Genomic DNA, 25,769 nt, shown 5'->3' on the forward strand with positions numbered 1-25,769 from the left:
CACGGGCCGACCGATTGGCTGAGACCCGAAGCCGAGTCCGGCCGCCCTCGACCGTCAGGAACGCGATGACCACCTCCGCCACTGCCGCCGAGTCCGGCCGGATCGCGTGGACTTGGGTCCTGCTCTCCTCTCTCGCGGTCGCCGCGTTCGCCGTCGCCCCGTACCTGACGGCGAATCTGCGGGAACTCGCCGACTCGTCGTCGGGCAGCGTGGCCGGCAACTACGTGAACGCCGCACCGGCGATCCGGATCGCGTTCTACACGCACATCGGCGGCGGTGGGTGCGCGCTGATCCTGGGTCCGCTGCAGTTCTGGCGCGGGCTTCGCACCCGGTGGCCCGCAGTGCACCGCTGGACAGGCAAGGCCTATCTGACCGCGGTCGGTGCCGGTGGGCTGGCGGGTCTGGTGATCGCGCCGTGCACGGATGCCGGATTGATCGGGACACTCGGTTTCGGCGTACTGGCACTGCTCTGGCTGACGACCGGCGCGCTGGGCTATCGGGCGATCCGGCGGGGCGACGTCGCGGCGCACCGCGCGGCGGTGACGCGGAACTTCGCGCTCACCTACGCGGGCGTGACCCTGCGGCTCTGGCTGCTGCTGTTGACGGCGTCACAGGTGCCGTTCGGCACCGCCTACCTGATCGTGCCGTTCCTCTGCTGGGTGCCCAATCTGGTGGTCGCCGAGTGGCTGATCGTGCGCCGGGGTCTACCGCGGTGAGCGGGCCCGGCGGTCAGCCGAGCCAGGCCTTCGCGGCCGCGACGAGAGCCTTGGCGCCGACGGTGATCGTCGGCTCGATCACCGGCGCGTACTCGGCCGAGTGATTCGACGGCAACTCGGCCAGTACCTTCATCAGCTCGGCCGGGGGAGCGAACAGCTTCGGATCGGCGCCGCCGAGGAACCAGTACACCGACGGCACGCCGGCCGCGCGGCCGAAGACCCCGAAGTCCTCCGAACCGGTGCCCGGCGGCACCGGCAGGGCGATCGGGCCGAGGCGTTCGGTCCACGAGGCGACCACCTTGGCGGTGGCGTCATCGTCGTTGACGGTGGCCGGCGCCCCGTAGAGGGTGGTGATCTCCGGCATCCGCTCGGCGCCGGCGGCCTGTGCCTCGGCGTTCACGATCCGGGTGATGGAGGCGAGCACGCTGTCCCGGACATCCGGGTCGTAGGTGCGCACCGACATCTTCAGCGTCGCCGTCTCCGGGATGATGTTGTTCTTGGTCCCGGCCTCGACCACACCGATGGTGACCACGGCCTGATCGCCGGCGGCCACCTCGCGCGAGACGATGGTCTGCAGCCGCATGATGGTCGACGCGGCCATCACGACCGGATCGACGGTGGTCTCCGGGCGGGAGCCGTGCCCGCCCTTGCCGAACAGGGTGATCTCCAGGGCATCGCTGGCCGCCAGGATCGGACCCGGCTTGTAGAACACCATCCCGGCGGGGCCGGGGGCCACGTGCTGGCCGAGCACGACGTCCGGCCGCGGTACCCGGTCGAGGAGGTCATCGGCGATCATCGCCCGTGCGCCGGAGAGATTCTCCTCGGCCGGCTGGAAGACGGTGACGACGGTGCCCGACCAATCGTCGCGGTTCGCGGCGAGGTCGCGGGCGGCACCGATCAGCGCGGTCACATGCATGTCGTGCCCGCACGCGTGCATGACGGGCACCGTCTCGCCGTCGGCGTCGACCGCGTGCGCGGTGCTGGCATAGTCCAGCCCGGTGTTCTCGGCGACCGGCAGGGCATCCATGTCGGCCCTGAGCCAGACGACCGGGCCATCGTTGTTGCGGAGGATCCCCACCACGCCGTGGCCGCCGATGTGCTCGATCACCTCGTAGCCGGTCTCGGTGAGATCGGCCGCCACGATGCCCGCCGTTCGTTCTTCCTGACCGGCCAGCTCCGGATGCCGGTGCAGGTCGATGTAGATGTCTTTCAGGTCAGTCATGTCTCAGGCTTTCGGTTGGTGGGAAGTCGTCAGAAGACGAGGAACTGCATGCCGAGACCGATGGCGACGGCGAACGCGGACGACAGCAGCATGGGGACCAGGAACGAGCCGTTGATCAGGATCGAGCCCTGCTTGGTGGAGCCCGTCTTGTCCGTCATGATGCACGCCTGACCGAGGCCGCCCATCGATGCCAGCAGATTGTTGCCGCCGGCCGCGCCGAGCATGCCGGCCGCGGGACCGACGCCGAGTCCGGCGGTCAGGGCGATCGGCAGCAGGACGGAGACCGACGCGACCTGGCTCTGGATGAGGGCCGCGAGCACGAACAGAATCACCGCGAACAGTGCCACCGAGACGCCGATCGAACTCTCCACGAAGGAGGTGATCTCCTTCATGTGGTCGTTGATGATGGTGCCGGCGAGCACCGGCACCGCGAGCAGCAGCAGCGCGGCGATCACGCCGGTGCCGATCATCGACTCGCTCAGCACCTCCGGCGTCTTGACCTTGCACATGACCATGATCAGGCCCGCCGCGGCGAACATGACGATCGGAATCATGAAGCTCATCGAGACGTGCGTCTCGACCACCGAGCCGTCCTCCAGGGACTTCGAATAGGTGGGACGCAACTTCTCGAAGAAGCCGAGGACCACACCCAGGACGACGGCGATCAGGAAGATGTAGGCGCTCCACGAGGCGCGCTCCCGCAGCGGCGGCAGGTCGTCGTCGACGAGCGGTGCGGGCGGCTCCACCTCGCCGGCCGCCAGTCGGCGCTGGTACTCCGGATCGTCGTCCAGCTCCTTGCCGTAGCGGGACATGATGAGCGAGGTGAGGACGGTGGCGATCAACGACGCCGGGACCGTCACCGCGAGCAGTTTGCCGAGCCCGACGTGCTCGCCCTGCTTCTCGGCGATGTTGATGAAGACGTAGGTGATCGCGGCGACGGGGCTCGACATCAGCGCCAGCTGACACACCGCGTTGGCGGTCGCGAGAATGCGTTCGGGCCGGATCTTGGCCGAGTACGACACCCGATACATGATCGGGATCAGGGCGAAGGTGATGTTGCCGGTGCCGGACATCACGGTGAACAGCCAGACGATCAGCGGGCCGACCACCGGAATCGCCTTGGGGTGCTTGCCCATCGCCTTCCCCGCGATCCGGACGAGGAAGTCCATCCCGCCGGCGGCACTCATCGCCGCCGAGGCCACGATCACGGCGAGGATGATGAAGATGGCGGTGATGGGCGGCGAGCCGGGCTGCAGCCGCAGGGCCTCGACCAGGATGAATACCGAGACACCGGACATGCCGATGAGGGCGAGTGGCCCGTAGCGGGCGCCCACGGCCAGCGGTGCGAGGAACAGCAGGATCTCGATGATGAGCTTGAAGATTTCCACGACGAAGCGCTCCTCGGGGGATGAGGTCAGGGACGGCGAGAGAAGCCGTCGCCGTATTGTGTCCCGCCGGCGCGGTGCGCGGGGAGCGCTTCGGGGACGCTAGGGACGTACGACCCCTGTCCCGGCCGCACGCGGCACAGAAACCACGTTTCCCTGGCACAGAATGAACGATTCGTGTCCCGCGGGGAGCACGGGGCGCTCCCGGTGGGGGAGCGCTGTGTCGGCTCGTGGACTACGCCAGATCGTACGAGTGGGTGACGGCGCGGTTCCAGCCGTCGTACAGGCGGGCGCGCTCGTCGTCGTCCATGGCCGGAGTCCAGCGTTTGCCCTCGGCCCAGTTGGTGCGGATGTCGTCCGGGCTCTCCCAGAAACCGACCGCCAGGCCGGCGGCGTACGCCGCGCCCAGCGCGGTGGTCTCGGTGACCTGCGGCCGAACCACCGGAACGCCGAGCAGGTCGGACTGGAACTGCATCAGCAGGTCGTTCCCGACCATGCCGCCGTCCACCTTCAGCGTGGTCAGGGCGACGCCGGAGTCGGCCTCCATCGCCTCGATCACCTCGCGAGTCTGGTAGGCGCTGGCCTCCAGGACCGCACGGGCGATGTGCCGCTTGTCGGCGAACCGGGTGAGTCCGACGATCACGCCGCGCGCATCCGGCCGCCAGCGCGGGGCGAACAGGCCGGAGAAGGCCGGGACGAAGTAGACGCCGCCGTTGTCCGGGACCGCGGCCGCCAGGGATTCGACGTCGGCGGCGGTGGGGATCAGGCCCAGATTGTCGCGCAGCCACTGGACCAGCGAGCCGGTGACCGCGATCGAGCCCTCCAGGGCGTAGCGCGCGGGTTCATCGCCCAGCCGGTAGCAGACCGTGGTCAGCAGGCCGTGCTCGCTGAAGACCGGCTCGGTACCGGTGTTCAGCAGCAGGAAGTTGCCGGTGCCGTAAGTGTTCTTCGCCTCGCCCGGGGTCAGGCAGGCCTGCCCGAAGGTGGCCGCCTGCTGATCGCCCAGGATGCCGCCAAGCGGAACCTCCGGGAACGACCCGCGGGTGCGCAGCGAGGCCAGGACCGCGGAACTGGAGGTGATCTCCGGGAGCATCGACATCGGGATGGCGAGGTCGGCGCAGATCTGCGGGTCCCAGTCCAGCGTGCGCAGGTCCATCAGCAGGGTGCGGGAGGCGTTGGTGACGTCGGTGAGGTGCCGACCGCCGTCGACGCCGCCGGTCATGTTCCACGCCAGCCAGCTGTCGATGGTGCCGAAGCACAGCTCGCCGCGCTCGGCGCGGGCGCGGGCGCCGTCGACGTTGTCCAGGATCCAGCGCACCTTGGGGCCGGCGAAGTAGGTCGACAGCGGGAGGCCGGTCCGGGCGCGGTAGCGGTCGACGCCCTCGTCGCCGGCCAGCTCCTCGCAGAGGGCGGCGGTCCGGGTGTCCTGCCACACGATGGCGTTGTGAACGGGCTCGCCGGTGGTGCGATCCCAGACGACGGTGGTCTCGCGCTGGTTGGTGATGCCGCACGCGGCGATGTCGGAGGTGTTCACCTGGGAGGCCGCCAGGACCGCCGCCGCGACGCGCCGGGTGTTGCGCCAGATCTCCATCGGATCGTGCTCCACCCACCCGGCGCGCGGAAAGATCTGCCGGTGTTCCACCTGCTCGGTGGCGATCACCTGACCGCGGCGGTCGAAGATGATCGCGCGCGTGGACGTGGTGCCCTGGTCGATCGCGGCGACGTAGCGGGGAGCGGCGGAGCCGGTGGGCGTCATCACGGGAGTCAGTGTGCCACGCGGGCTATTACTCTCCGGTAGAATTTCGGCGTGTCCAACGAGCATCGCGAGGAACGACCGGCAGACCTGGGACCCGCACAGCGGGCGCAGGCGTGGCAGCGGCTGACCGACGAGGAGTTCGATCTCGTCGTGATCGGCGGCGGCGTGGTCGGCGTCGGCACCGCGCTCGACGCGGCGACGCGCGGACTGCGCGTGGCCCTCGTCGAGGCCCGCGACATCGCCTCCGGAACGTCGAGCCGGTCGTCCAAGATGTTCCACGGCGGCCTGCGCTACCTGGAGCAGCTGGAGTTCGGTCTGGTCCGGGAGGCGCTGCGCGAACGCGAGCTCTCGCTCAGCCTGCTGGCCCCGCATCTGGTGAAGCCGCTGCCCTTCCTCTTCCCGATCACCAAGCGTTTCTGGGAACGGCCCTACATCGCCGCGGGCCTGTTCCTGTACGACCGGATGGGCGGCGCCAAGTCGGTCCCCGGCCAGAAGCACGTCTCCCGGTCCGGCGCGCACCGCATCGCGCCCAGTCTGCGGCGCGGCGCCCTGGTCGGCGGCATCCGCTACTACGACACGGTGGTCGACGACGCCCGGCACAGCCTCACCCTGGCCCGGACGGCCGCGCACTACGGCGCCGTGGTCCGCACCTCGACCCAGGCCGTCGGCTTCCTTACCGAGGGCGACCGCGTCACCGGCGTCAAGCTCCGGGACAGCGAGACCGGGGAGACCACGCAGGTTCGCGCGCACTGCGTGGTGAACGCGGCCGGTGTCTGGACCGACGAGGTGCAGAAACTGTCCGGCCAGCGCGGTCACTTCCGGGTGCGGGCCTCCAAGGGCGTGCACATCGTGGTGCCGCGCGATCGCATCGTCAGCGAGACCGCGATCATCCTGCGCACCGCGAACTCGGTGTTGTTCGTGATCCCGTGGGAGACCCACTGGATCATCGGCACCACCGACACCGATTGGAACCTGGACCTCGCGCACCCGGCGGCGACCCGCGCCGACATCGACTATCTCCTTCAGCGGGTCAACGCCGAACTGGTGACCGAGCTGACCCACGACGACATCGAGGGCGTGTACGCGGGCCTGCGGCCGCTGCTGGCCGGGGAGGACGAATCGACCTCGGCCCTCTCCCGTGAGCACGCCGTCGCCGCGGTCGCGCCCGGGCTGATCTCCATCGCCGGCGGCAAATACACCACCTACCGCGTGATGGGTGCCGACGCCGTCGACGCGGCCGCCGAGTACATCCCGGACCGGGTCGGCAAGTCGGTCACCGAGCGGGTGCCGCTGATGGGCGCCGACGGCTACTTCGCGCTGGTCAACCAGTGTGAGCACCTCGGCGAGCACTACGGCCTGCACCCGTACCGGGTCCGCCGCCTGCTCAACCGCTACGGCTCGATGCTCGACGACGTGCTCGCGCTCGCCGCCGACGACCCGTCGCTGCTGCAGCCGATCGACGCCGCGCCGCAGTATCTGCGCGTCGAGGTGGTGTACGCCGCGCGCTTCGAGGCCGCGCTGCACCTGGAAGACGTGCTGGCCCGCCGGACCCGGATCGCCATCGAGTACGCGCATCGCGGTGCCGACTGCGCCCGGGAGGTGGCCGGGCTCATCGCCCCGATCCTCGGGTGGAGCGAGGAGAAGCGGGAGTGGGAGATCGAGAACTACTGCGCGCGGGTGGAGGCGGAGATCGCCTCGCAGCGCCAGCCGGACGACGAGTCGGCGGACGCCCTGCGGGTGGCGGCGCCGGAGGCGCGCCGGGAGATCCTCGAACCGGTGCCGGTGCCGGAGTAGGCCCTAGGGCTCTTGTCCGCGCGACGGCTGCGCGACCAGGATTATCCGCATAGGGTTCTATTGACGAATCGGCGGAAGAGGAGCCATGGAAGCGATCACCGCGCTGGATGCGGATCAGTGCTGGAATCTGTTGAGCGAGAGCGTGTTCGGGCGATTGGCGTTGAGCGTCGACGGTGAGCCGGAGATCTTCCCGGTCAACGCGTACGCCCATGACGGCAAGATCCTCTTCCGCACCGGTGAGGGCACCAAGCTGTCCGAGATCGCGGTGAACGGACGCGTGGCCTTCGAGACCGACGGCTTCACCAGCAAGATCGGCTGGAGCGTCGTCGCCAAGGGCACCGCGCGGATCCTGACCGGCACCAAGGAGATCCAGGAGGCCGACCAGCTGCCGCTGAAGCCCTGGGTGCCGACCCTCAAGATGAACTACGTCGAGATCGACGTCGCCGAGATCACCGGGCGTCGTTTCAAGTTCGGCCCGGAGCCCGACCGCTACCCGGTGTAGCGCACGGCCGCTCGCTCAGCGGTAGTACTTCTCGAACTGTGCGGGCATGACGGTGCCGGGCGGCAGCGGGATACCCGAGGGCGCGCGGACCGGCCGGACCTTGATCGCCGGCGCGGAGGGCGTCATGCAGCTCATCCGCGGGGTTCCGGTCCGCAACAGCGAATCGATCAGCGCCCACATCGACGGGGCGACGTTCAGCGTCGTGTGGACGATCGGGTCGTTCGGGCACAGATCCTGGGTCACAATGTTGCGATAGTCGCCGAGGCCGGTCATCAGGTTGATCCAGAACGGCGCGGCTTCCTCTTCGCGCAGCGTCGTCACGTTGTAGTAGGTGATACCGGGCAACGCCTGCGTCGGAGTGTTCAGCGCGGTGATGTCCGCGCCGCCCATCGCCTGTTCCAGGCAGGCCGGAGTGGGGTTCATCCCGCGGTACCGCGGCGGCAGGTACTGCATCCGGTCCGCGGGCGGGCACTTTCCCTGGCGCAGCCAGTACGACTGGTACGGGGAACCGAGGACCATCCCGGACAGGATGACGGCCTTGCGGACGAGGCGCGCGCCGCCGTAGTCCTTGAACCACATTCTTAGGTGACCCTAAGGTGGCGACTCGGCGGTCGCCGTTCACGCCGGGCCGGACAGGTCGGGATCACCGGGTCGCTTGCACGGTCGTCGTTCCCACTGCCGCTGCAGCGTTGGGTGCCGACGCGCACGATGAACCACGTCGAGATCGCCGTCGCATGGTCTTCGGCCCCCCCGATCGCCGGGCGCCGTCTCACGATCGGCCCGGCGCCCGACCGCCACCCTGTCTAGACCGTCGGGGGTGACCTCAGCCTGCGATCCCGTAGGTGCGGAGCTTGCGGTAGAGGCTCGAACGGGCCATTCCCAACTGTTCGGCCGCGGCCGATCGGTTGCCGTCATTGGTGCGCAGCGCAGAGACGATCAGATCCCGTTCTGCGGATTCGACCGGGGTGAGCATTCGCTGGGAAAACGTTTGGCAATAGCCGGGGAGGTCGCCGGCTTGGATCTCGCCGACCGGTCGTCGGCGTAGTGCGTGAACGAGTGCCTCGCGTAGCTGCGATACGTTCCGTGGCCACGAGTACCGGATGATGACGCGATGCGCCTCCGGGCTGATTCGGACCCTTCGGTCGGGGGCCAGCAAACGCAGTAGTGCCGCCGTCACATCGTCGACATCGTCGGTTCGGAAACGCAGTGGCGGGACGCTCACCGATTTGTCGAAGTGGCCGAGGATCTGCTTGAAGGGGAGGTCGGAGTCAAGGGCTGAATCTGACAGCGTGGCGATACACCAGACGGGCTGCTCCAGCTCACGGAGCGTGGTCAGGAACTTCTCGGCCTCTTCGGCGGCGTCGGTGGTGCACTGATCGATGTTGCGCAAGATGTACAGCGTCGGCGTGGTATCGGCACTGACAAGTTTCTCGATGACCGTCGGATCGTTCTGAGCGCTGAACTGTTCGGCATCCACGCTGATGCTCCGGGCATCGTCGAAAAGACCGTGGAACAGTTCGGTGACCAAGGTGAACTTGCCGGTGCCGGTTTCGCCGACGACTATCGTCGGGGTTCGTTCGATGAGCGCGGTGCGGAGTTCTCGGCAGACGCTCTGCCAGGCGGGTGACCGGCCGGAGATTGTTCGTTCGCGCGGACGTGCGAGGTCGTCGATGAGCGAGGATGTCGTCTTTGTGGCCAGCCCGATTTCGGGCAGATGGTGGTCGGCGATCTCCGCCCCCGGCCCGCGCCGGCCGCCACCCGCGATTTCTGCTGTCACCACGATTCCGGCGACATCGAGACCGGTCATGATCCGAGTTCCCGTGATGTGCACCTGCCGACCGTCGTCGAGTGGAACAGTGTCGTGGATCCGATCTTTGTGAAGCATCAGGAACGCGGCATGCTCCCGCAGCGCCTGTTGCTGGCCTGCGTCGAACCATGCCTGTGCGACGTCGTTGGCCATGAAGATGGAGCCGCCGAAGGCGAACACGGCGTTCTTGGTGGTGCGGGCGGACTCCCGCAGGTAGGTGGCGAAGATCGCCTGCTGTGCCTGGCTGCGATCGAGCAACAGGTTCTGGGCGATGTCCTTCGCCGCGCTCTTGACGAGCGCGTGCATGATCGGGCTCCAGCTATGGCTGAGCGTCGAGATGTCGAGAACGCCCTCGATACGTCGGGTGACGGGATCGATGATGGGCGCACCGGTGCAGGCGAAGGGCTGGAGGTACTCGGTGAAGTGCTCGGGCCCGACGACGCTCACCGGCTGTCCTGCTTCCAGGACCGTGCCTACGCCGTTGGTGCCCATCGTCGATTCGGCATAGGTGTATCCGGGGGCGAAATCGACGCGTTCAAGGAGCCGTCCGACGGCGGGGGAGGCGTCGATCCGTTGCACCACACGAGCGTGGCTGTCGGTCAGTGCGACCACCAGCGGCATGTCAATGGTGTCGCTGGTGAGTTGATTGAGAACCGGCCGTGCGCAGCGGACTAGGAGCGAACCGGTATCGATGTCGTCGGTGAATGTGCTGTGCGCCGCCGAGACGTCGACGCCGGCGGCGTGGCTGCGTTCCCATGACGCGACGACGACATCACCGACACCGGCTGCTCCCTGAGGGCCCGATTCGAGGAAATCGGCCCTCGCGGCCGCTACCCGAAGCAGTCGGTTATCGGTATTCGGCATGTCTGCCCTCCGTATGTCTCCGGATGGATGGCCGGTCGGCGCCCGAGGAGGCGCGCGAATCACATGCACAAGTGTGAACGAGATCTGCGTCACGGTCCATGTGCCGGACTGTCTCATTGTGAGACACGCATGCCCCATGAGACAACCACCACTCTTAGAGGGCGGATGTGGCGGAGGCCACGTCCACAACGCCCCGACAGTCTCATGAACGGACCGGCATGGAAACTCTTATCAACATCGACAACGGTGGAACGCTCACCGACATCTGCGTGTGGGACGGCACCGAGCTCAGCTTCACCAAGACTCTGACGACCCCCCACGACCTGTCTGAGTGCCTCTTCACCGGAATCGAGAAGGCCTCGGCGAAGCTCTACGGAGACGCCGACCTGACTCGGCTGCTGCACCAAGCACAGCACATCCGGTACTCCACCACCCAGGGAACCAACGCACTGGTGGAGCGCAAGGGCCCGATGATCGGCGTCGTCACCACCATTGACGGCCTGGCCGAGGACATGGTCTCCAGCAGCGACGAGGAGAAGCTCCGGGACGGCCTGATCGGCGAGCGCCTTCTGTTCGTCGATCCGGACGCGGACGATCTCGAGTTCGAGGTTGTGCAACTGGTCAACCGGCTCACCACGCTGGGTGCCGCGCGTGTGGTGATCGCCGGCGCCGATGCGGAGGAGGAGCGGAAGCTGCGCAATATCCTGCTGCGCGGGTTCCCGCGGCATCTGCTCGGTTCGGTCCCGCTGATCTACAGCTGGGACCTCTCCGGCGATCGGAACGCTGCACGTCGTACCTGGTCGTGCGTTATCAACGCCTTCTTGCACCCGACAATGGAGCGGTTCCTCTACGGAGCCGAGCGGCGACTGAAAGAGCACAAGGTCGCCAATCCGCTGCTGGTCTACCGAAATGACGGCGCGTCCTCGCGGGTCGCCAAGTCGGTGGCGCTCAAGACCTACTCCTCCGGCCCGCGTGGCGGACTGGAAGGAACCGCCGCCCTCGCCGAGGTGTACGGCATCCGGCACGCACTCATGATGGACATCGGCGGCACCACCACCGATGTCGGAGTGGTCGGTGACCGCGAGGTAGTGGTGCGTGAACACGGTGCGATCGAAGGCGTCGACATCTCTTACGGCATGAGTGACGTCACGTCGACCGGCGTGGGGGGCTCGTCCGTGATCAAGGTCGTGGACGGACAGATCACCGTCGGCCCACAGTCAGTCGGCGCGGCGCCCGGTCCGGCCTGCTTCGGTTTCGGCGGCAAACAGGCCACCATCACCGATGTCAACCTGTTGCTCGGCGTGCTCGACCCCGACACCTATCTGGATGGAACGTTCACACTCGATCCGGAACGGTCGCGGGCGGTCATCAACGAGACGGTCGCCGAGCCGCTCGGAATCAGCCTCGACGAGGCCTTGGTGCAGATGGAGAACGCCTATTTCACGGCACTGGCCGGCTCCTTCTCCGCTCTGGTCGAGCCCGATACGACGCTGCTCGCCTTCGGTGGCGCCGGCCCGATGAGCGCGGCAGGGGCCGCCCGGCTTGCGGGCGTTAAGAATGTGTTGATTCCGCGCACCGCGGCGGTCTTCTCCGCGTTCGGTATCGCGTTCTCCGATATCGGCAAGACCTACCAGGTGATCCTGCCCGAGACGACGCGTCAAGCGGCGGAGGAAGCGTACGAGGGCCTCACCGCGCGCGCCAGCCGGGACATGTTCCAAGAGGGCTACACCTTCGCCGACTGCCAGGCCGTGTGGCGGCTGGTGCTGGAGAACCTGGACGACGGCTCGATCAGCCGGATCCCGTACGCCGTCGGCGACGAGGTCGAGTACCCGGGCAATGCGGTCTCCCTGGAACTCGCGGTTTCCGCGCGTCTGCCTCATCCCGAGCTCGAGACTGACGCTCCCGTCGCGGCGAGCGCGGCTCAAGCTGCCAACACCCGCATGGTCCGTTCTTCGGCCGACCAGGTCGATGAGGTTCCAGTACATGTTCTCGACGACCTGCTGCCGGGCCAGGGAGGGTCGGGTCCGGCGATCATCGAGGGCCCGTTCTTCACCGCTCGCGTCTTGCCGGGGTGGTCCTTCCGGGTGACCGCGGCCGGTGACCTGTACCTGTCCGACGACCTCTGATGTCGATCGACCCGAATTCACACATCTTCCTGAAAGGAGGGCCCTCATGCGAGTGCCCATGACCGAATACCTGCTGATCGATCTCGATACCGAGCGCTGGGTCTGCCGCGTGTGCGCCCAGGACATGGGGTCCGCGCACGGCAACTACAAGCCCGCGACCCTCGCCTACGACCGCGATCCGCGAGAGATCCATCAGCCGATCATCGATCCGGAACAGTACGAGTACACCTTCAGTCCCGACCCGGGCTATTGCCGGATCGTCGAGTACTACTGCCCCGGCTGTGCCACCCAGATCGAGGTCGAGTACCTCCCGCCGGGGCATCCTCCGGCCATCGACATGATCATCGACATCCCCGCCTTGCGGGCGCAGTGGGCCGAGCGTGGAGTGGACGCCGAGGAGGCGCACAACTACGGCCCCGGCGAGGACGCACAGAAGTACACCGCCGAGCTCAAGGCCGCAGGGCACATCCGCTGATCCGGGTCCACCGCGATCCATCTTCCCCCCCCCAGGAGTCAAATCCCATGAAACGTATCTCCGTCGATATCGGTGGAACCTTCACCGACTGCTTCTTCGTCTGGGACGATATCTACGTCGACGCCAAGGCGTTGACCACCCATCACAACCTCGCGCTGGGCTTCAACGATGCCCTCGACCTCGCGTGCAAGCGCGCCGGACTCGACCGGTCGACGGTGCTGTCCGAGGTTGATTCCGTGCGCTACGCCACCACGCTGGGAACCAACGCGCTCATTGAGCGCAATGGGCCCAAGGTGGCGGCGATCGTGACGCACGGATTCGAGGACACCATTCCGCTTTCCCGCGGCCGCGGCTACGGCGAGGGCCTGGACTACTCGATGCAGCAGAATCTGCCGGCCGCTGAACGTCCGGAGCCGCTGGTGGCGCGGTCGCTGATCCGGTCGGTCAAGGAACGGATCAACTCGGCGGGCAAGATCGTTGCGCGGATCGATCCCGACGACGTGCGCAGCGTCGTCCGCGAACTGGTGGACGCCGGGGCTGAGGCGATCGTCGTCTCACTGACCAACGCGACGGAGAACCCCGAACACGAGCTGGCGATCCAGGAGATCATCCTCGACGAGTTCCCGCCGCATGAGCTCGGCGCCATCCCGGTGCTGCTGGGCCACCAGGTGTCCGGCCGCAAGGGCGAGTACGTCCGTGCCACGTCGACCATCGTCGACGGCTATCTGCACTCGATCATGTTCCATGCGCTCTCGCAGCTGTCGAATAATCTGCGCGACTTCGGCTACGACCGCCCGATGCTGGTGATTCACAATTCCGGCGGAATGGCGCAGATGAACTCGACCGACGCGCTCCAGACCATCCACTCCGGGCCGATCGCCGGCGTCGGGGCCGCGGAGCACCTCTCGAACGAGACGGGCATCGGCAACCTGATTTCGACCGATATGGGAGGCACATCGTTCGATATCGGTCTGGTGCCGGAGGGCGGGGTGAAGCACTACGACTTCCTCCCCACGATCGACCGCTGGCTCGTCTCGGTGCCGATGGTCCACCTCGACACGCTCGGGGCCGGCGGTGGTTCGATCGCCAGCTACGACCGCATCCATAACTCGGTGAAGATCGGCCCGCAGTCGGCGGGCTCCAACCCGGGCCCGGCGTGCTACGACCGCGGCGGTCTCAAGCCCACGGTCACCGATGCCGATCTGGTGCTGGGCTACTTCGATCCGGACAACTACGCGAACGGCTACATCAAGCTGAATCCGCGCCGCGCGAAGTTCGCGATCGAGGAGAACCTCTGTGACTACCTCGACATGGATGTCGTCGAGGTCGCCCGGGTGATCAAGGACGGTGTCGATGAGCAGATGGCGATCGGCATCGGTAAGGAGCTGCGGGTGCGCGGCTACCTTCCCGAGGACTTCACCATGCTCGCCTACGGCGGCAATGGGCCCCTGCACGCGTGCGGCATCGCCCGTCACGCCGGGATCAAGCGGGTGCTGGCGCCGCCGTTCTCGTCGGTCTTCTCCGCATGCGGTGCCGGAAACATGCGCCAGCTGCATTTCCACGAGCGGGGCGTGCACGTGACCCTGTACAACGCCACCACCCGCGCGCTCTACTCCGACTACGCCGACCTCAACGCGGTGATCACAGAACTCGAGGACCAGGGCCGCGAGGATCTGGTTCGGCAGGGATTCGACGGCGACGAGGTGAAGTTCCGGCTGGAACTGGACATGCGCTACGGCAATCAGCTGCTGACCCAGGCCGTCGCACTACCGGACCTCTCCCGCGTCTCCGGGGTCGGCGACGTACTGGAGATCATCAAGACCTTCGGCGATGTCTACAGTCACCGATTCGGTGCCGCTTCGGCCGCGCCGGAGGCGGGAATCCGCTGCAACACCGTGCGAGTGGCCGCCTTCGTCGACGGCGACGTGGTCAATTTCGACACCCTGGAAAGCAGTGGCGAGCGCACCGTTCCGGACCCGATCGGCCATCGCCGCGCGTACTTCATCGGGCACGACAAGCCCATCGACACCCCGTTGTACAACGAGGAGGCGCTCTCCGCGGACCGGGTCATCCCCGGGCCGGCCATCGTCACCACCGAAACCACCACTTTCCTCGTCGAGCCGTCGTGGCGACTGGAGCCGACCGAACAGGGTGCGGTCTGGTTCCTCCAGGACTGACCGACACATCTCCCAACGAAGGACACACAATGACTGCAATCAACGAACGTCCCGCGACTCCGCTCACCTCCGAGGAGCAGGAGTGGGTCGACAAGTTCATGGACGAGACCACCCTGTTTCTGGGGCCTGACCCGGAGATCATGCGCGATCACAGCATCGCCGCGCGCAGCGACCACGAAGAGATCGCGATCGCGGCCGGCGTCGACCGGCTCGAGGTGGAGCGCATCCGCAAGCGGATCGCCGGAGCCCTCGATGAGGGCTACGAGATGTGCGAAGCGCAGGGCGCCGCTCCTGGCGCGAAGTGGGGCGACCTGACGACCGCGATCTACACGGCCTCCGGTGACGTCTCGTACCTGTCGTGCCATGGCGTGATCGCCTTCAGCGCGATCCTGCACCACCCGATCCGGTACATCATGAAGTACTGGAAGGACGAGCCGACCGTGGGAATCCACGAGGGCGACGGTTTCATCCACAACGACGCGCGATACGGCAACGTCCACAACACCGACCAGTCGATGATCATGCCGGTCATTCGTGAGGGGCAGATCATCGCCTGGGTCGCGGCCACGATCCACGAGGGCGAGAACGGAGCGTGCGAGCCGGGTGGCATGCCCTCGGGCTCGGAGACGCCGTTCGACGACGGTCTGCGGATGAGCCCGTTCAAGATCGTCGAGCGCGGTCACCTGCGCCGAGACCTGCTGACCTTCTTGCAGCACTCGGTGCGCGACCCGAAGCTGCAGCTCGCCGACCTCAAGGTCAAGATGACCGCGGTCCGCAAGATCATGGAGCGCGTCGACAACGTGATCGATGAGGTCGGTGTCGACACCTTCGTGGCCGCCCTGCGCACCACGGTGGAAGACGTGGACGTCGAGGTCCGTCGCCGGATCTCGGAGCTGCCCGACGGCACGTACCGATTCGACCAGTTCATGGACAGCACGCTCAAAGAGAACATCCTGATCAAGATCGCGTGCAAGGTGACCATCAAGGGTGACCACATGACCGTCGACCTTCGGGGCACGGGCCCGGAGATCCGCAACAGGGCGATCAACTCGCCGCTGTGTTCGGTGAAGTCGATGATGATGCAGGCGATTCTGGCGTTCTGGTGGCCGGATCTGCCGCGGTGCACGGCCGCGATGAGTTGTATCGAGATCATCTCCGACGAGGGCACCTGGGCCGACGCCTCGTACGACGCCCCCATGGGGCAGTCGCTGCAGGCGTCCTTCCGTGGCTTCTCGGCGATGCAGGCGCTGTATAGCCGCATCTCGTTCTCCACCCCGCACAAGTACAGCAATGTGGTCGCGAACTGGTTCAACCAGATCAACACCTTCCTGTGGGGCGGTATCACCCAGCACGGCGATATGGTGGGCAACCTCTGTGCCGACCTGAACGGAATGCCCGGCGGAGCCAAGCCGTTCCGCGACGGCGAGGACGCGGTTTCGCCTCTCTTCTGTGCGATGGCTGACACCGCTGAGCAAGAGGTGATGGAGGAGGAAGTTCCGTTCATGCAGCTGGTCGCCAAGCGGCTGGTGCGTGACAACATGGGCTTCGGCAAGTTCAACGGCGGTATGGGATACGAGATGATCGTCGCCGCCGAAGGCACGCCGGAGTGGGGCTTCATGACGGTCACTTCCGGCTCGAAGTTCTCGTCCATTTACGGGATGTACGGCGGCTACGGATGTGGTACCTACCCGCTGGCCATGGTCAAGGGCACCAACGTCTACGAGCACTTCCGTCGGGACAGCAAGACCTTCGACCTGTCGATCGAGAAGATCATGAACGAGCGGCCCTTCGCGGACGGTCAGTACTCGACCTACCACATGGGGCTGCAGTTCGATCTCGCCAAGGACGGCGAACTGTACATGATCAGCCAGGGCGCCGGCGGTGGCTACGGCGATCCGCTGGAGCGTCTGCCGGAGTCGGTCGTCGCCGACGCCGAACTCGGCCGGATCAGCGCGAAGGTGGCCGCGGACATCTTCGCCGTACACTACGACCCGGAGACCTTTCGGCTCGATGTCGAGAAGACCGAGCAGGCTCGCGCGGAGGCGCGCCGGGCCCGCCTGGAGCGCGGCAAGCCGTTTCCGCAGTTCTGCGAGGAGTTCGTGAAGCCCGAACCGCCGCAGGAACTGCACTACTACGGGTCGTGGGGTTCGGATTCCGAGGAACTGACCGCCACGGTGTTCGGCATCGACGGCCCCAAGCGGGTGACCGCGCCGCTCGCCGAACTGCCGATCATCAACATCCCCGACCGGCGTGAGGTCAAGATCGCCGTGCTCGAGCAGCGCGTCGCTGAACTCGAAGCCAAGCACGGCGAAACCGTTAACCGACTTCGCTGATCCTTTCATGCTCCCGAGACGCTGGTCGCGTCTCGGGAGCATGTCCGCCCGACATCCGTTTCTGTCAGCCAAGGACACACTCATGAGTCTCACTTCGCTCGCGGCCGCACCCCCGACCGGCCGCGGTCGCCCCCTCATCATCGACGACACCGACTACGCGACCGCAGTGATCCGGCAGGGCTCCACCCCGCCGTGGACCGACGTCGCCGCCCTCGCCGGGCATTTCGGGCAGGTCCATTCTCTCCTGAATGCCGATGCCACCTGGATCGACGTCCAGCGCTGGCAGCGTGCCCACCTCCAGATCCGCCGTGAGCTCGTCGTCGGTATGGCCGAGCGCTCACGCACCGGCTACGCCCTGCGCGCTCTTCTCGGGGCACCCGATCTGGTGGAAGAGTTCGTTCTGGCGGCAAGCACGGTCGCGCAGACCACCCGCCGGAATCTCGTACTGCGGGTGCCTTCACCCGCCGCCTGGCTGGCATGGGCGCACGCGGTGGCGGGCACGTCCCCAGACGAGATCGACGCCGACGATGCCGACGGTGCGTCGATGTATATCGCCGAATGGCTCGGACAGCTCGGTGCTCTGCCGGTGGACGCCGTCGTTCTCGATGCCACCGGCGCGCCTGAGGGCCTGGTGGAGTCCCTTTCCGAGTACACGGCCATCACTAACGTCGCCGCGCACTTCGACTGGTCGGTGCTGTTGCGCCATCCGGACCGGGTCGAGGTCGGGACCGGGGTCACCGTCGGTGTGCTTCCGGCCGGCTTCTGGTGTGACGGTGCGGAGATGCCCGAAGGCGACGTCGTGCTCACGACGATCCCGGCCGAGGCCAATCCCGAGACCGTGCTCGACAAGCTCAAGCAGATGGTCTGAAGGAAGGACACATGGACAAGTCAGTAGACAATGCCGCAGATGCGGTGGCGGTGGTCGAGGAGTCGATGACCGTCGCGACGGGGGGATTCGGAGTGTGCGGGATCCCGTCGATCCTGCTCGCCGCCCTCGCCGATCAAAGGACCCCGGATCTCACGGTGGTCTCCAACAATTGCGGGATCGAGGGCGTCGGCAATTCACTGCTTCTGGAGAACCGTCAGATTCGCCGCCTGATCGCGTCGTATGTCGGCGAGAACAAGGAGCTCGAACGGCAGTACCTGGCCGGTGAGATCGAGATCGAGCTGAACCCGCAGGGCACCCTCGCCGAGCGGCTCCGGGCCGGCGGTGCCGGCATCGCCGCGTTCTTCACCCAGAGTGGGGTGGGTACCGTCGTCGCGGACGGGGGGCTGCCGATTCGGTACGGTCCGGATGGCACGGTGGCGCTGTCGTCGGAGGCCAAGCGCGTCGAGCAGTTCCAGTGGCGCGGTCAGCCGCGTGACTTCGTACTCGAACACGCCATCTACCCGGACGTTGCGCTCATTCGGGCGTGGAAGGGGGACCGGCACGGGAACCTGCTGTTCCGCAAGGCCGCGCGCAACTTCAACCCGCTGTGTGCGATGGCGGCGGCGATCACCATCGCCGAGGTGGAGGAGGTCGTCGAACCCGGTGTCCTCGACCCCGACCAGATCCACCTTCCCGGGGTGTACGTCAACGCCGTTCTGCCGCTGTCCCGCGAGGACGCGTCGGACAAGGGGATCGAACGGCGGACGGTACGTCCGCGTATGCGAGAGGCGGCCGTGTGATGGGCTGGACACGAGAAGAGATGGCCACGCGGGCTGCCGCCGAATTGCATGACGGTGACTACGTCAATCTCGGGATCGGGCTCCCCACACTGGTGCCCGGGTGTGTACCAGATGACATGCACATCGTCCTGCAGTCAGAGAACGGCATCTTGGGGTTGGGTCCGTACCCGTTCGACGGTGAGGAAGATGCGGACCTGATCAACGCGGGTAAGGAGACGGTGACCGTCCTGAATGGGGCGAGCTTTTTCGACTCCGCCGCCAGCTTCGCCATGATCCGGTCGGGCCGCATCGACATCGCGGTACTGGGTGCCATGCAGGTCAGCGAGCACGGGGATCTGAGCAACTGGGTCGTTCCGGGCAAGCTGGTCAAAGGCATGGGCGGTGCCATGGATCTGGTGCACGGTGCCCGGAAGGTGATCGTCGTCATGGAGCACGTGGCGCGGGACGGTTCCCGGAAGATCCTGCGGTCCACCACGCTACCGCTGACCGGCCGGCGGGTGGTGGACCGGATCATCACCGATCTGGGCGTGCTCGACGTGACCGGTGAAGGGCTGCGACTGGTCGAACTCGCCCCCGGAGTGGAGGTGACCGAGGTCGTTGCCAAGACCGACGCCCCGGTGTCGGTGGCCCTGGCAACGACGGAAGATCGATGACGGCCGCGGCGTGCCGCGTCGGGTGCGCCCAGGCCGCCGCTTTTCTCTCCGGGGCCGGCAGACGCGGGCCCACCCGACTCCCGGCGCGCGGCGATGGGTGACCCGGAAGCCGTCGAGGCCGGGTTCGCGGTTCGGCGCGCGGTGATGGGCGACGACTTCGTCGACCGTGCGCTGAACCGGACCGCGGGCACCGAATCGGAGGAACTGCAGCGGTTGGTGACCGAGCATGTGTGGGGTGCGATCTGGACTCGCCCGGGTCTGGACCGGCGCAGCCGGAGCCTGCTGAATCTGGGTATCCTGACCGCCTTGCGGGCGCATGAGGAACTCGGCGGGCACGTCCGCGGAGCGCTTGCCAACGGGTTGACCCGCACTGAGATCGTGGAGTCGATCGTGCATACCGCGGGCTACTGCGGGGCGCCGGCGGCACTGTCGGCGATGAAGGTGGTGCAGGCGGTGTTCGACGAGTGATCGCGGGGGCCGAGGTTGCGACGTAGGGAGTCGCGGTAGCGGCTCGTGAGCCTCGCGGGGGCGGGCGTCCCGTGCCGGATGGCAGGGGACGCCGGCTCCGCCGGAAGTGGCCGATACCACGTCGGTGCCGTCGCCTACGGTTGGCATCGGGCGCACGAGTAGATCACCCGTTCGTTCTCGCGGTCGTCGCCCGCGAGCATGCCGCGCCGGATCGGGGTGCCGCACCGCCGGCAGGGACGGCACTCCCGGCCGTACACCCACAGTTCCCGCCCGCGGCGATGGTCGCCCGTCGTGGAGCGCACGGCGCGGCGGGCATTCGCCGTCAGCAGCCGGTGGGCGTCGGCGACGACGGCGTCGAGATCGGCCTCGGCGACGGGCCGCGCGGGGTGCAGCCCGGCCAGGAAGCAGAGTTCGCTGCGGTAGATGTTGCCGATCCCGGCCAGATTCCGCTGGTCGAGGAGGGCCAGGCCGAGTGCCCGATCCGGCCGCGCCGCGAGGTTGGCCACGGCCGTCGCCGGATCCCAGTTCTCCCCGAGCAGATCGGGGCCGAGGTGCGTGACGGTCGCCGCCGGATCGCCGGTCAGTTCCAGAATGCCCAGGTCGAAGCCGACGGCCTCGGTGCCGTCGCCGGTCCGCAGGACCACGCGCGCCGTGAAGCCGGGGCGGCGCCACTTCTCGCCGGCGCGGTAGACGTGCCAGGCGCCGTCCATCATCAGGTGGGAATGGATGGACCCTTCGACAAGCTCAGGGGGCGAGTGGACAAGCTCAGGGGGCGAGTGGACAAGCTCAGGGGGCGAATCGACAGGCTCAGGGGACGAGTAATCGATGAAGAGGTGTTTGCCGACGGCGCGGACGCGGTCGATCCGGGCGCCGGACAGGTCCGCGGTGGCGAGCCGCGGGACGCGGAAATCGGTGCGAGACAGGGTCTTTCCGGCCAGCGCCGTGTGGAGGCGGTGGGCGGCGAGGAAGACGGTGTCGCCCTCAGGCATGACGGGGGTCGTAGTTCATCCGGAGTCCCTTCGGGGTCGACGCGAAGCCCTGCTCGGCGAGGATCGCGCCGAGGCCGGTGCGCGCCGCGGCGTCGCCGTCGACCTGATCGATGTGAATGCGGGGTACCCGGCCGCGGCGGACCGCGTCGGTGAGCGCCGCGGCGGCGGCTTCCAGACGGTCGGTCTGGTCGGTGAAGGTGAGGATCCGTTTGCCGCCGCGCTCGACGAAGAGCGTCGCCTCGCCGTCGACCAGCACGACGAGGGCGCCCGGCTTGCGGCCGGGCCGGTGCCCCGACTCGGGGCGCGCCGAGGCGGGCCAGCCCAGGGCGGCGCCGTAGGGATCGGCCGGGTCGGTCGCGGCCAGTACGACCGCCCGTAGTGATTCCTCGCGCGGGATCGGGGCGGCGTCGCGCAGGGTGTCGACGGTGGTGCCCGCCGCGAACTGCGCGCCGCCCAGACCGTCGACGAAGTAGCCGCGCCGGGCCTGTCCGGAGTCCTCGAACACACTGAGCGCCTTGTAGATCCGCGCGAATCCGCCGGGCACCTCCTCGGCGACGACGGCGCCCTTGGTGACCACCCCGTACCTGTCGAGCAGGATCTCGCAGGCGGCCGCGGCGGCGGTCGTCGGATCGATCTCGGCGCGGTCGAGCCGCACCCAGCGGCCGCCGAGGAGCGGGGGCACGGGCGCCGCGTCGGTCCCGGCCAGATACCGGGACGACAGCCGCCCGGCGCGCAGGCGCGGGGCCCGGCCGCCGCGGACCCGGTGCGCCGGGGTGCCGCCCGTCGCGCCGGCCCGGGAGCGGCCGGGGGTGAGCAGGGCACGTACCGGGGCGAAGGAGTCGTTCGCGATGCGTCCGGTCCACACCAGATCCCACAGTGCGGCGTGCCGTCGCGGATCGTCGCCGACCGCGAGGCCGGCGTCATCCAGGGCACCCGCCAGGCTCGCGTACCGGAGGGCGCCGCCGTCGAGCCGGTCGAGGATCGCGGTGTGCACCTCGTCGGCGTCGAGGTCGTCGGCTGGGCGCAGGGTCAGCGGGGCGTCCTGCGCCGGATGCAGGGCGATCCAGCCGTCGGCTGCGCCGATCCGGCCGTGGCCGGACCAGACCACCTCGCCGCCGGCGAGCAGTTCGTCGAGCAGCGCCGGCCGGTAGTCGGAGATGCGGGACGGCAGCACGAGAGATTCCCAGGCCGACGCCGGGAGCGGCTGGCCGGCGAGCTGCTGGATCACCGACAGGAGGCCGTGCGCGCCGGAGAGCGGCGTCGTGACGTGCTGCCAGTCCAGGAGGAAGCGGGCGTAGGTGGCGTGGTCCACCGGCTCCACCTCGGCGCGTCCGGCGGCGAGGGATCCGCGCCGCAACTGGCCGAGGACGTCGGCGTGGCACCACTGGCTGCGCTCCGGTGGTTCGCGGACGACGAATTCGCCCTCGATCACCGTCCGCCGTCCGGCCAGTCTGGTGAGCGTGTCGCGCACCACCGCGACGCCCATGCCGAGATCGGCCGCGGCATCGGCGGCGGTGAACGGGCCGTGGGTGCGCGCGTAGCGGTGGATGAGGTCGCCGACCGGATCGTTCGGGCCGGTCAGATAGGCCGCCGGGACACCGAGCGGTGGCGGGATGCCCAGTCCGTCGCGCAGGAGGGCGACGTCGTCGATGGCGGCCAGGTGCGCGGTGCCCGACATCGTCACCGTCACCACCCGGCCGGCGTCGAGCTGTCCGGCGAGCACGGCGTCCAGATCCTCGGCACCGTCGTACCGCTCGGCGATCTGGTCGCGGGTGAGCGGGCCGAGCCAGCGCAGCAGGTCGGCGACGTCCTGCCCGTCCCGCGCCCGCCGCTCGGGCGCGGTGCGCTGCAGGCGGGCGACGGTGTCGGCGAGCACCACCGGGTCGAGCAGCTCGCGCAGGTCCACCCGGCCGAGCAACTGCGCGAGCAGGGCGGTGTCGAGGGTGAGGGCGGCGGCGCGGCGCTCGGCGAGGGGTGCGTCGTCGTCGTACATGAAGTTCCCGGCGTAGCCGAGCAGCATCGAGGCGGCGAACGGTGACGGGGTGGCGGTCTCCACCTCGACGATCCGGATCCGGCGCGCGGCGATCCTGGTGAGCACCTCGGTGAGGGCCGGCAGGTCGTACACGTCCTCCAGGCACTCGCGCGCGGTCTCCAGGATGATCGGGAACTCCGGGAAGCGGGCGGCCACGGACAGCAGCTGCGCGGCGCGCTGGCGCTGCTGCCACAGCGGGGCGCGCTTACCCGGATCCCGCCGCGGCAGCAGCAGCGCACGGGCGGCGCACTCCCGGAAACGCGCGGCGAACAGCGAGGAGTCGGCCAGCGCGCGGGTCGCCAGATCGTCGATCTCGTCGGGCGCGACGTCGAACACCTCCGCGCCGGGCGGCGCGTCGTCGGTATCGGGCAGGCGGACGATGATGCCGTCGTCGGTGGCGGTGGTGACCCCGTCGAGGCCGAGACGCTGGTCGAGCTGCGCGGCGATCGCACTCGCCCACGGTGCGTGCACGCGGAGTCCGTAGGGGGAGTGCAGGATCAGTCGCCAGTCGCCGAGCTCGTCGCGGAAGCGCTCGACCACCAGCGTCCGGTCGGTCGGCAGCGTGCCGGTCGCCTCGCGCTGGTCGGCGATCAGCGCCGCGAGATTACCGCGCGCGTAGTCGGACAGGCCGATCTCCCGCGCGGACTCGTCGAGTTTCGCCGCGTCGCCGACGGTACCGACGAACCGGCCGATCGCCGCGCCCAGCTCGGCGGGCCGCCCGACGGCGTCGCCGATCCAGAACGGCAGCCGGCCCGGCTGGCCCGGGGCCGGGATCACCAGCACGCGGTCGTGGGTGATCTCGACGATGCGCCAGCTGCTCGCGCCGAGCGCGAAGACGTCGCCGACGCGCGATTCGTAGACCATCTCCTCGTCGAGTTCGCCGACGCGGCGGGCACCTCCGGATTCGTCCCCGGCGAGGAACACTCCGAACATGCCGCGGTCCGGGATGGTGCCGCCCGAGGTGACCGCGACCCGCAGGGTGCCGCGCCGCGCGGTGAGGGTCCCGGTGGCCCGGTCGTAGTCGACGCGGGCCGCAAGACCGGCGAACTCGTCGGACGGGTAGCGGCCGGAGATCAGGTCGATCACCGCGTCGTAGACATCGCGCGTGAGGTCCCGGTACGGCGCGGCGCGGCGCACCACGTCGTACCAGTCGTCCACGTTCACGTCGTCGACGGCGGTGGCGGCCACGGTCTGCTGGGCCAGGATGTCGAGCGGATTCCGCGGGACGGTCAGCTGTTCGATCTCGCCTTTGCGCATCCGCGACACGGTGACGCAACAGCCGATGAGGTCCATCCGATGCTTCGGGAAGACCACACCCTGGCTGATCTCGCCGACCTGGTGCCCGGCCCGGCCGATCCGCTGCAGGCCCGAGGCCACCGACGGTGGGGTCTCCACCTGGATCACCAGGTCCACCGCGCCCATGTCGATGCCCAGCTCCAGGGAACTGGTGGCGACTACGCAGCGCAGGCGACCGGACTTGAGGGCGTCCTCGATGTCGGCGCGCTGCTCTTTGCTCACCGACCCGTGATGGGCGCGGGCCAGGATCGGCGGGGCTCCGGCCACGTCCAGGGTGCTGATCGACGACGGTTTACCGCCCGGGACCGCGGGATTGCGGGCCAGGGCGTCGACGTCGATCCCGGCGCGCTCGGCGGCGATCTCGTTGAGGCGCGCGGTGAGTCGTTCGGCGAGACGCCGGGAGTTCGCGAAGACGATGGTCGAGCGGTTGGCCTCGATCAGGTCGACGATCGACGATTCCACGAACGGCCACAGGGAACCGGCTGTCGGGGAGAAGGCGTCGTCGAGTTCGTCGTTCTCGGCGGCCGGCACGGGGACGTTCGTCATGTCCTCGACGGGCACGTCGACGCTCAGATCGAAGGTCTTCGCCGCGGGCGGGCGCACGATGGTGCACTCGGCGGCGCCGGCCAGGAACCGGGCGACGGTCTCGGGTGGGCGCACCGTCGCGGACAGGCCGATGCGCTGAGCGGGCCGGCCGGTGAGTTCGTCGAGCCGTTCCAGGGAGAGGACGAGATGGCTGCCGCGTTTGGTCGGCGCGAGAGCGTGGATCTCGTCGACGATCACCGTCTCGACGGTCCGGAGCGTCTCGCGGGCCGCCGAGGTCAGCATCAGATACAGCGACTCGGGTGTGGTGATGAGGATGTCCGGCGGATCGGCGACGAGGGCGCGGCGGGCCGCGGCCGGGGTGTCGCCGGAGCGGACCCCGACGCTGATCGTCGGCGCCGGCAGCCCCAGCTCGGCCGCCGCGTGACCGATCCCGACCAGCGGCGCCGACAAGTTCCGTTCGACGTCGACCGCGAGGGCTTTCAGCGGCGAGACGTAGAGGACGCGGACGCCTCCAGACCCCTGCCCATCGACCGCGTGTCGTCGCAAGCTCCGCCACGCGAGCTCAGGACCCTCCCCGTCGAAGGGAGAAGGTGGGGGCCCGGCGGTGAGTCGGTCGATGGCCCACAGGAATGCGGCGAGGGTCTTACCCGATCCGGTCGGCGCGATCACCAGCGTGTTCTCGCCCCGGCTGATGGCGGACCAGGCTCGCTCCTGTGCCGGGGTCGGCGCACCGAACGCGCCGTCGAACCAGCGACGTGTCGCGGGACCGAATCCCGCCGGAGTGTCCCTGGCGGCCATGGCGTCCATTGAACCCCAGCCCTCCGACAGTCGGGTGCACCGAGCAGCCGCGTTCGCGATAAGCTGACCGCTGCACCCGACGCGGGAAATACGGTGAAAGTCCGTAACGGTCGCGCCACTGTGAGGGTCCTGTCTACAGGTTCCGAGTCAGAACGCCACGGC

The 25,769-nt window shown here is 68.3% G+C and carries 18 protein-coding genes; 11 read left to right on the plus strand and 7 right to left on the minus strand.

Annotation, left to right across the window (positions count from 1 at the left end):
- Positions 1–65 precede the first annotated feature (65 nt).
- Positions 66–716, plus strand: coding sequence for a DUF2306 domain-containing protein (locus tag MYK68_RS06390; protein WP_247867047.1), 651 nt, complete (start codon positions 66–68; stop codon positions 714–716).
- A gap of 13 nt (positions 717–729) precedes the next feature.
- Here MYK68_RS06390 and MYK68_RS06395 read toward each other — a convergent pair whose 3' ends face one another.
- From MYK68_RS06395 to glpK, 3 genes are all read right to left on the minus strand, one after another.
- Complete coding sequence (locus tag MYK68_RS06395; protein ID WP_247867048.1) at positions 730–1,938, minus strand: amidohydrolase; 1,209 nt, start codon at positions 1,936–1,938, stop codon at positions 730–732.
- A 29-nt stretch (positions 1,939–1,967) separates the two neighbouring features.
- Positions 1,968–3,326, minus strand: coding sequence for an SLC13 family permease (locus MYK68_RS06400; protein ID WP_247867049.1), 1,359 nt, complete (start codon positions 3,324–3,326; stop codon positions 1,968–1,970).
- Positions 3,327–3,558: 232 nt separating this feature from the next.
- Positions 3,559–5,079: a glycerol kinase GlpK gene (gene glpK, locus MYK68_RS06405; RefSeq protein ID WP_247867946.1), complete on the minus strand. Its 1,521-nt coding sequence runs from the start codon at positions 5,077–5,079 to the stop codon at positions 3,559–3,561.
- 51 nt (positions 5,080–5,130) lie between these two features.
- Between glpK and glpD the strand changes: the two genes are divergently transcribed.
- Together glpD and MYK68_RS06415 are read left to right on the plus strand one after the other, a co-directional pair.
- Positions 5,131–6,873 carry a glycerol-3-phosphate dehydrogenase gene (gene glpD / locus MYK68_RS06410; RefSeq protein ID WP_247867050.1) on the plus strand — a complete coding sequence of 581 codons (1,743 nt, stop codon included), beginning with the start codon at positions 5,131–5,133 and terminating at the stop codon, positions 6,871–6,873.
- Between the two features lie 85 nt (positions 6,874–6,958).
- A complete protein-coding gene (locus tag MYK68_RS06415; RefSeq protein ID WP_247867051.1) occupies positions 6,959–7,375 on the plus strand; it encodes a pyridoxamine 5'-phosphate oxidase family protein in 417 nt (138 codons plus the stop codon).
- A 15-nt stretch (positions 7,376–7,390) separates the two neighbouring features.
- On the opposite strand, the gene MYK68_RS06420 is transcribed toward MYK68_RS06415, so the two are convergent.
- Both MYK68_RS06420 and MYK68_RS06425 read right to left on the minus strand, forming a co-directional pair.
- Positions 7,391–7,954, minus strand: a complete 564-nt coding sequence (locus MYK68_RS06420) for a hypothetical protein (RefSeq protein WP_247867052.1) — start codon at positions 7,952–7,954, stop codon at positions 7,391–7,393.
- A 244-nt stretch (positions 7,955–8,198) separates the two neighbouring features.
- Positions 8,199–10,046 carry a sigma-54-dependent Fis family transcriptional regulator gene (locus MYK68_RS06425; RefSeq protein ID WP_247867053.1) on the minus strand — a complete coding sequence of 616 codons (1,848 nt, stop codon included), beginning with the start codon at positions 10,044–10,046 and terminating at the stop codon, positions 8,199–8,201.
- Between the two features lie 218 nt (positions 10,047–10,264).
- On the opposite strand from MYK68_RS06425, the gene MYK68_RS06430 reads away from it, so the two are divergent.
- The 8 genes from MYK68_RS06430 (at position 10,265) to MYK68_RS06465 (ending at position 19,946) form a co-directional block, all read left to right on the plus strand.
- Positions 10,265–12,172, plus strand: a complete 1,908-nt coding sequence (locus MYK68_RS06430; protein WP_247867054.1) for a hydantoinase/oxoprolinase family protein — start codon at positions 10,265–10,267, stop codon at positions 12,170–12,172.
- Positions 12,173–12,218: 46 nt separating this feature from the next.
- On the plus strand, positions 12,219–12,647 hold the full coding sequence (locus MYK68_RS06435) for an acetone carboxylase subunit gamma (RefSeq protein ID WP_247867055.1): 429 nt from the start codon (positions 12,219–12,221) through the stop codon (positions 12,645–12,647).
- Positions 12,648–12,694: 47 nt separating this feature from the next.
- Entirely contained in the window at positions 12,695–14,824 is a 2,130-nt protein-coding gene (locus tag MYK68_RS06440; protein ID WP_247867056.1) for a hydantoinase/oxoprolinase family protein, read from the plus strand.
- A gap of 29 nt (positions 14,825–14,853) precedes the next feature.
- Positions 14,854–17,157, plus strand: coding sequence for a hydantoinase B/oxoprolinase family protein (locus MYK68_RS06445; protein ID WP_247867057.1), 2,304 nt, complete (start codon positions 14,854–14,856; stop codon positions 17,155–17,157).
- An 82-nt stretch (positions 17,158–17,239) separates the two neighbouring features.
- Entirely contained in the window at positions 17,240–18,025 is a 786-nt protein-coding gene (locus MYK68_RS06450; protein ID WP_247867058.1) for a hypothetical protein, read from the plus strand.
- Positions 18,026–18,036: 11 nt separating this feature from the next.
- Positions 18,037–18,825, plus strand: a complete 789-nt coding sequence (locus tag MYK68_RS06455; protein WP_247867059.1) for a CoA transferase subunit A — start codon at positions 18,037–18,039, stop codon at positions 18,823–18,825.
- The gene (locus tag MYK68_RS06460) at positions 18,825–19,478 is read left to right on the plus strand and encodes a 3-oxoacid CoA-transferase subunit B (protein WP_247867060.1); all 654 of its coding nucleotides are present in this window, start codon (positions 18,825–18,827) and stop codon (positions 19,476–19,478) included. Before MYK68_RS06455 ends, MYK68_RS06460 begins: the two co-directional genes overlap by 1 nt.
- Positions 19,479–19,571: 93 nt before the next feature.
- Positions 19,572–19,946 (plus strand): carboxymuconolactone decarboxylase family protein, encoded by a 375-nt coding sequence (locus tag MYK68_RS06465; RefSeq protein WP_247867061.1) that lies wholly within the window; start codon positions 19,572–19,574, stop codon positions 19,944–19,946.
- A gap of 134 nt (positions 19,947–20,080) precedes the next feature.
- Here MYK68_RS06465 and MYK68_RS06470 read toward each other — a convergent pair whose 3' ends face one another.
- Positions 20,081–20,935: a DNA-formamidopyrimidine glycosylase family protein gene (locus tag MYK68_RS06470; RefSeq protein ID WP_247867062.1), complete on the minus strand. Its 855-nt coding sequence runs from the start codon at positions 20,933–20,935 to the stop codon at positions 20,081–20,083.
- Entirely contained in the window at positions 20,928–25,607 is a 4,680-nt protein-coding gene (locus MYK68_RS06475; protein WP_247867063.1) for an ATP-dependent helicase, read from the minus strand. The genes MYK68_RS06470 and MYK68_RS06475 overlap by 8 nt, the downstream gene beginning before the upstream one ends.
- Positions 25,608–25,769: the final 162 nt, after the last annotated feature.

The sequence above is a fragment of the Gordonia sp. PP30 genome, from assembly GCF_023100845.1.
In the GTDB taxonomy this organism is placed as follows: Bacteria; Actinomycetota; Actinomycetes; order Mycobacteriales; family Mycobacteriaceae; genus Gordonia.

Coding starts and splice junctions, on each gene's coding strand:
- MYK68_RS06390 (WP_247867047.1), top strand. CDS start 66: ATGACCACCTCCGCCACTGCCGCCGAGTCCGGCCGGATCGCGTGGACT.
- MYK68_RS06395 (WP_247867048.1), bottom strand. CDS start 1,938: ATGACTGACCTGAAAGACATCTACATCGACCTGCACCGGCATCCGGAG.
- glpK (WP_247867946.1), bottom strand. CDS start 5,079: ATGACGCCCACCGGCTCCGCCGCTCCCCGCTACGTCGCCGCGATCGAC.
- MYK68_RS06415 (WP_247867051.1), top strand. CDS start 6,959: ATGGAAGCGATCACCGCGCTGGATGCGGATCAGTGCTGGAATCTGTTG.
- MYK68_RS06420 (WP_247867052.1), bottom strand. CDS start 7,954: ATGTGGTTCAAGGACTACGGCGGCGCGCGCCTCGTCCGCAAGGCCGTC.
- MYK68_RS06425 (WP_247867053.1), bottom strand. CDS start 10,046: ATGCCGAATACCGATAACCGACTGCTTCGGGTAGCGGCCGCGAGGGCC.
- MYK68_RS06430 (WP_247867054.1), top strand. CDS start 10,265: ATGGAAACTCTTATCAACATCGACAACGGTGGAACGCTCACCGACATC.
- MYK68_RS06435 (WP_247867055.1), top strand. CDS start 12,219: ATGCGAGTGCCCATGACCGAATACCTGCTGATCGATCTCGATACCGAG.
- MYK68_RS06440 (WP_247867056.1), top strand. CDS start 12,695: ATGAAACGTATCTCCGTCGATATCGGTGGAACCTTCACCGACTGCTTC.
- MYK68_RS06445 (WP_247867057.1), top strand. CDS start 14,854: ATGACTGCAATCAACGAACGTCCCGCGACTCCGCTCACCTCCGAGGAG.
- MYK68_RS06450 (WP_247867058.1), top strand. CDS start 17,240: ATGAGTCTCACTTCGCTCGCGGCCGCACCCCCGACCGGCCGCGGTCGC.
- MYK68_RS06455 (WP_247867059.1), top strand. CDS start 18,037: ATGGACAAGTCAGTAGACAATGCCGCAGATGCGGTGGCGGTGGTCGAG.
- MYK68_RS06460 (WP_247867060.1), top strand. CDS start 18,825: ATGGGCTGGACACGAGAAGAGATGGCCACGCGGGCTGCCGCCGAATTG.
- MYK68_RS06465 (WP_247867061.1), top strand. CDS start 19,572: ATGGGTGACCCGGAAGCCGTCGAGGCCGGGTTCGCGGTTCGGCGCGCG.
- MYK68_RS06470 (WP_247867062.1), bottom strand. CDS start 20,935: ATGCCTGAGGGCGACACCGTCTTCCTCGCCGCCCACCGCCTCCACACG.
- MYK68_RS06475 (WP_247867063.1), bottom strand. CDS start 25,607: ATGGCCGCCAGGGACACTCCGGCGGGATTCGGTCCCGCGACACGTCGC.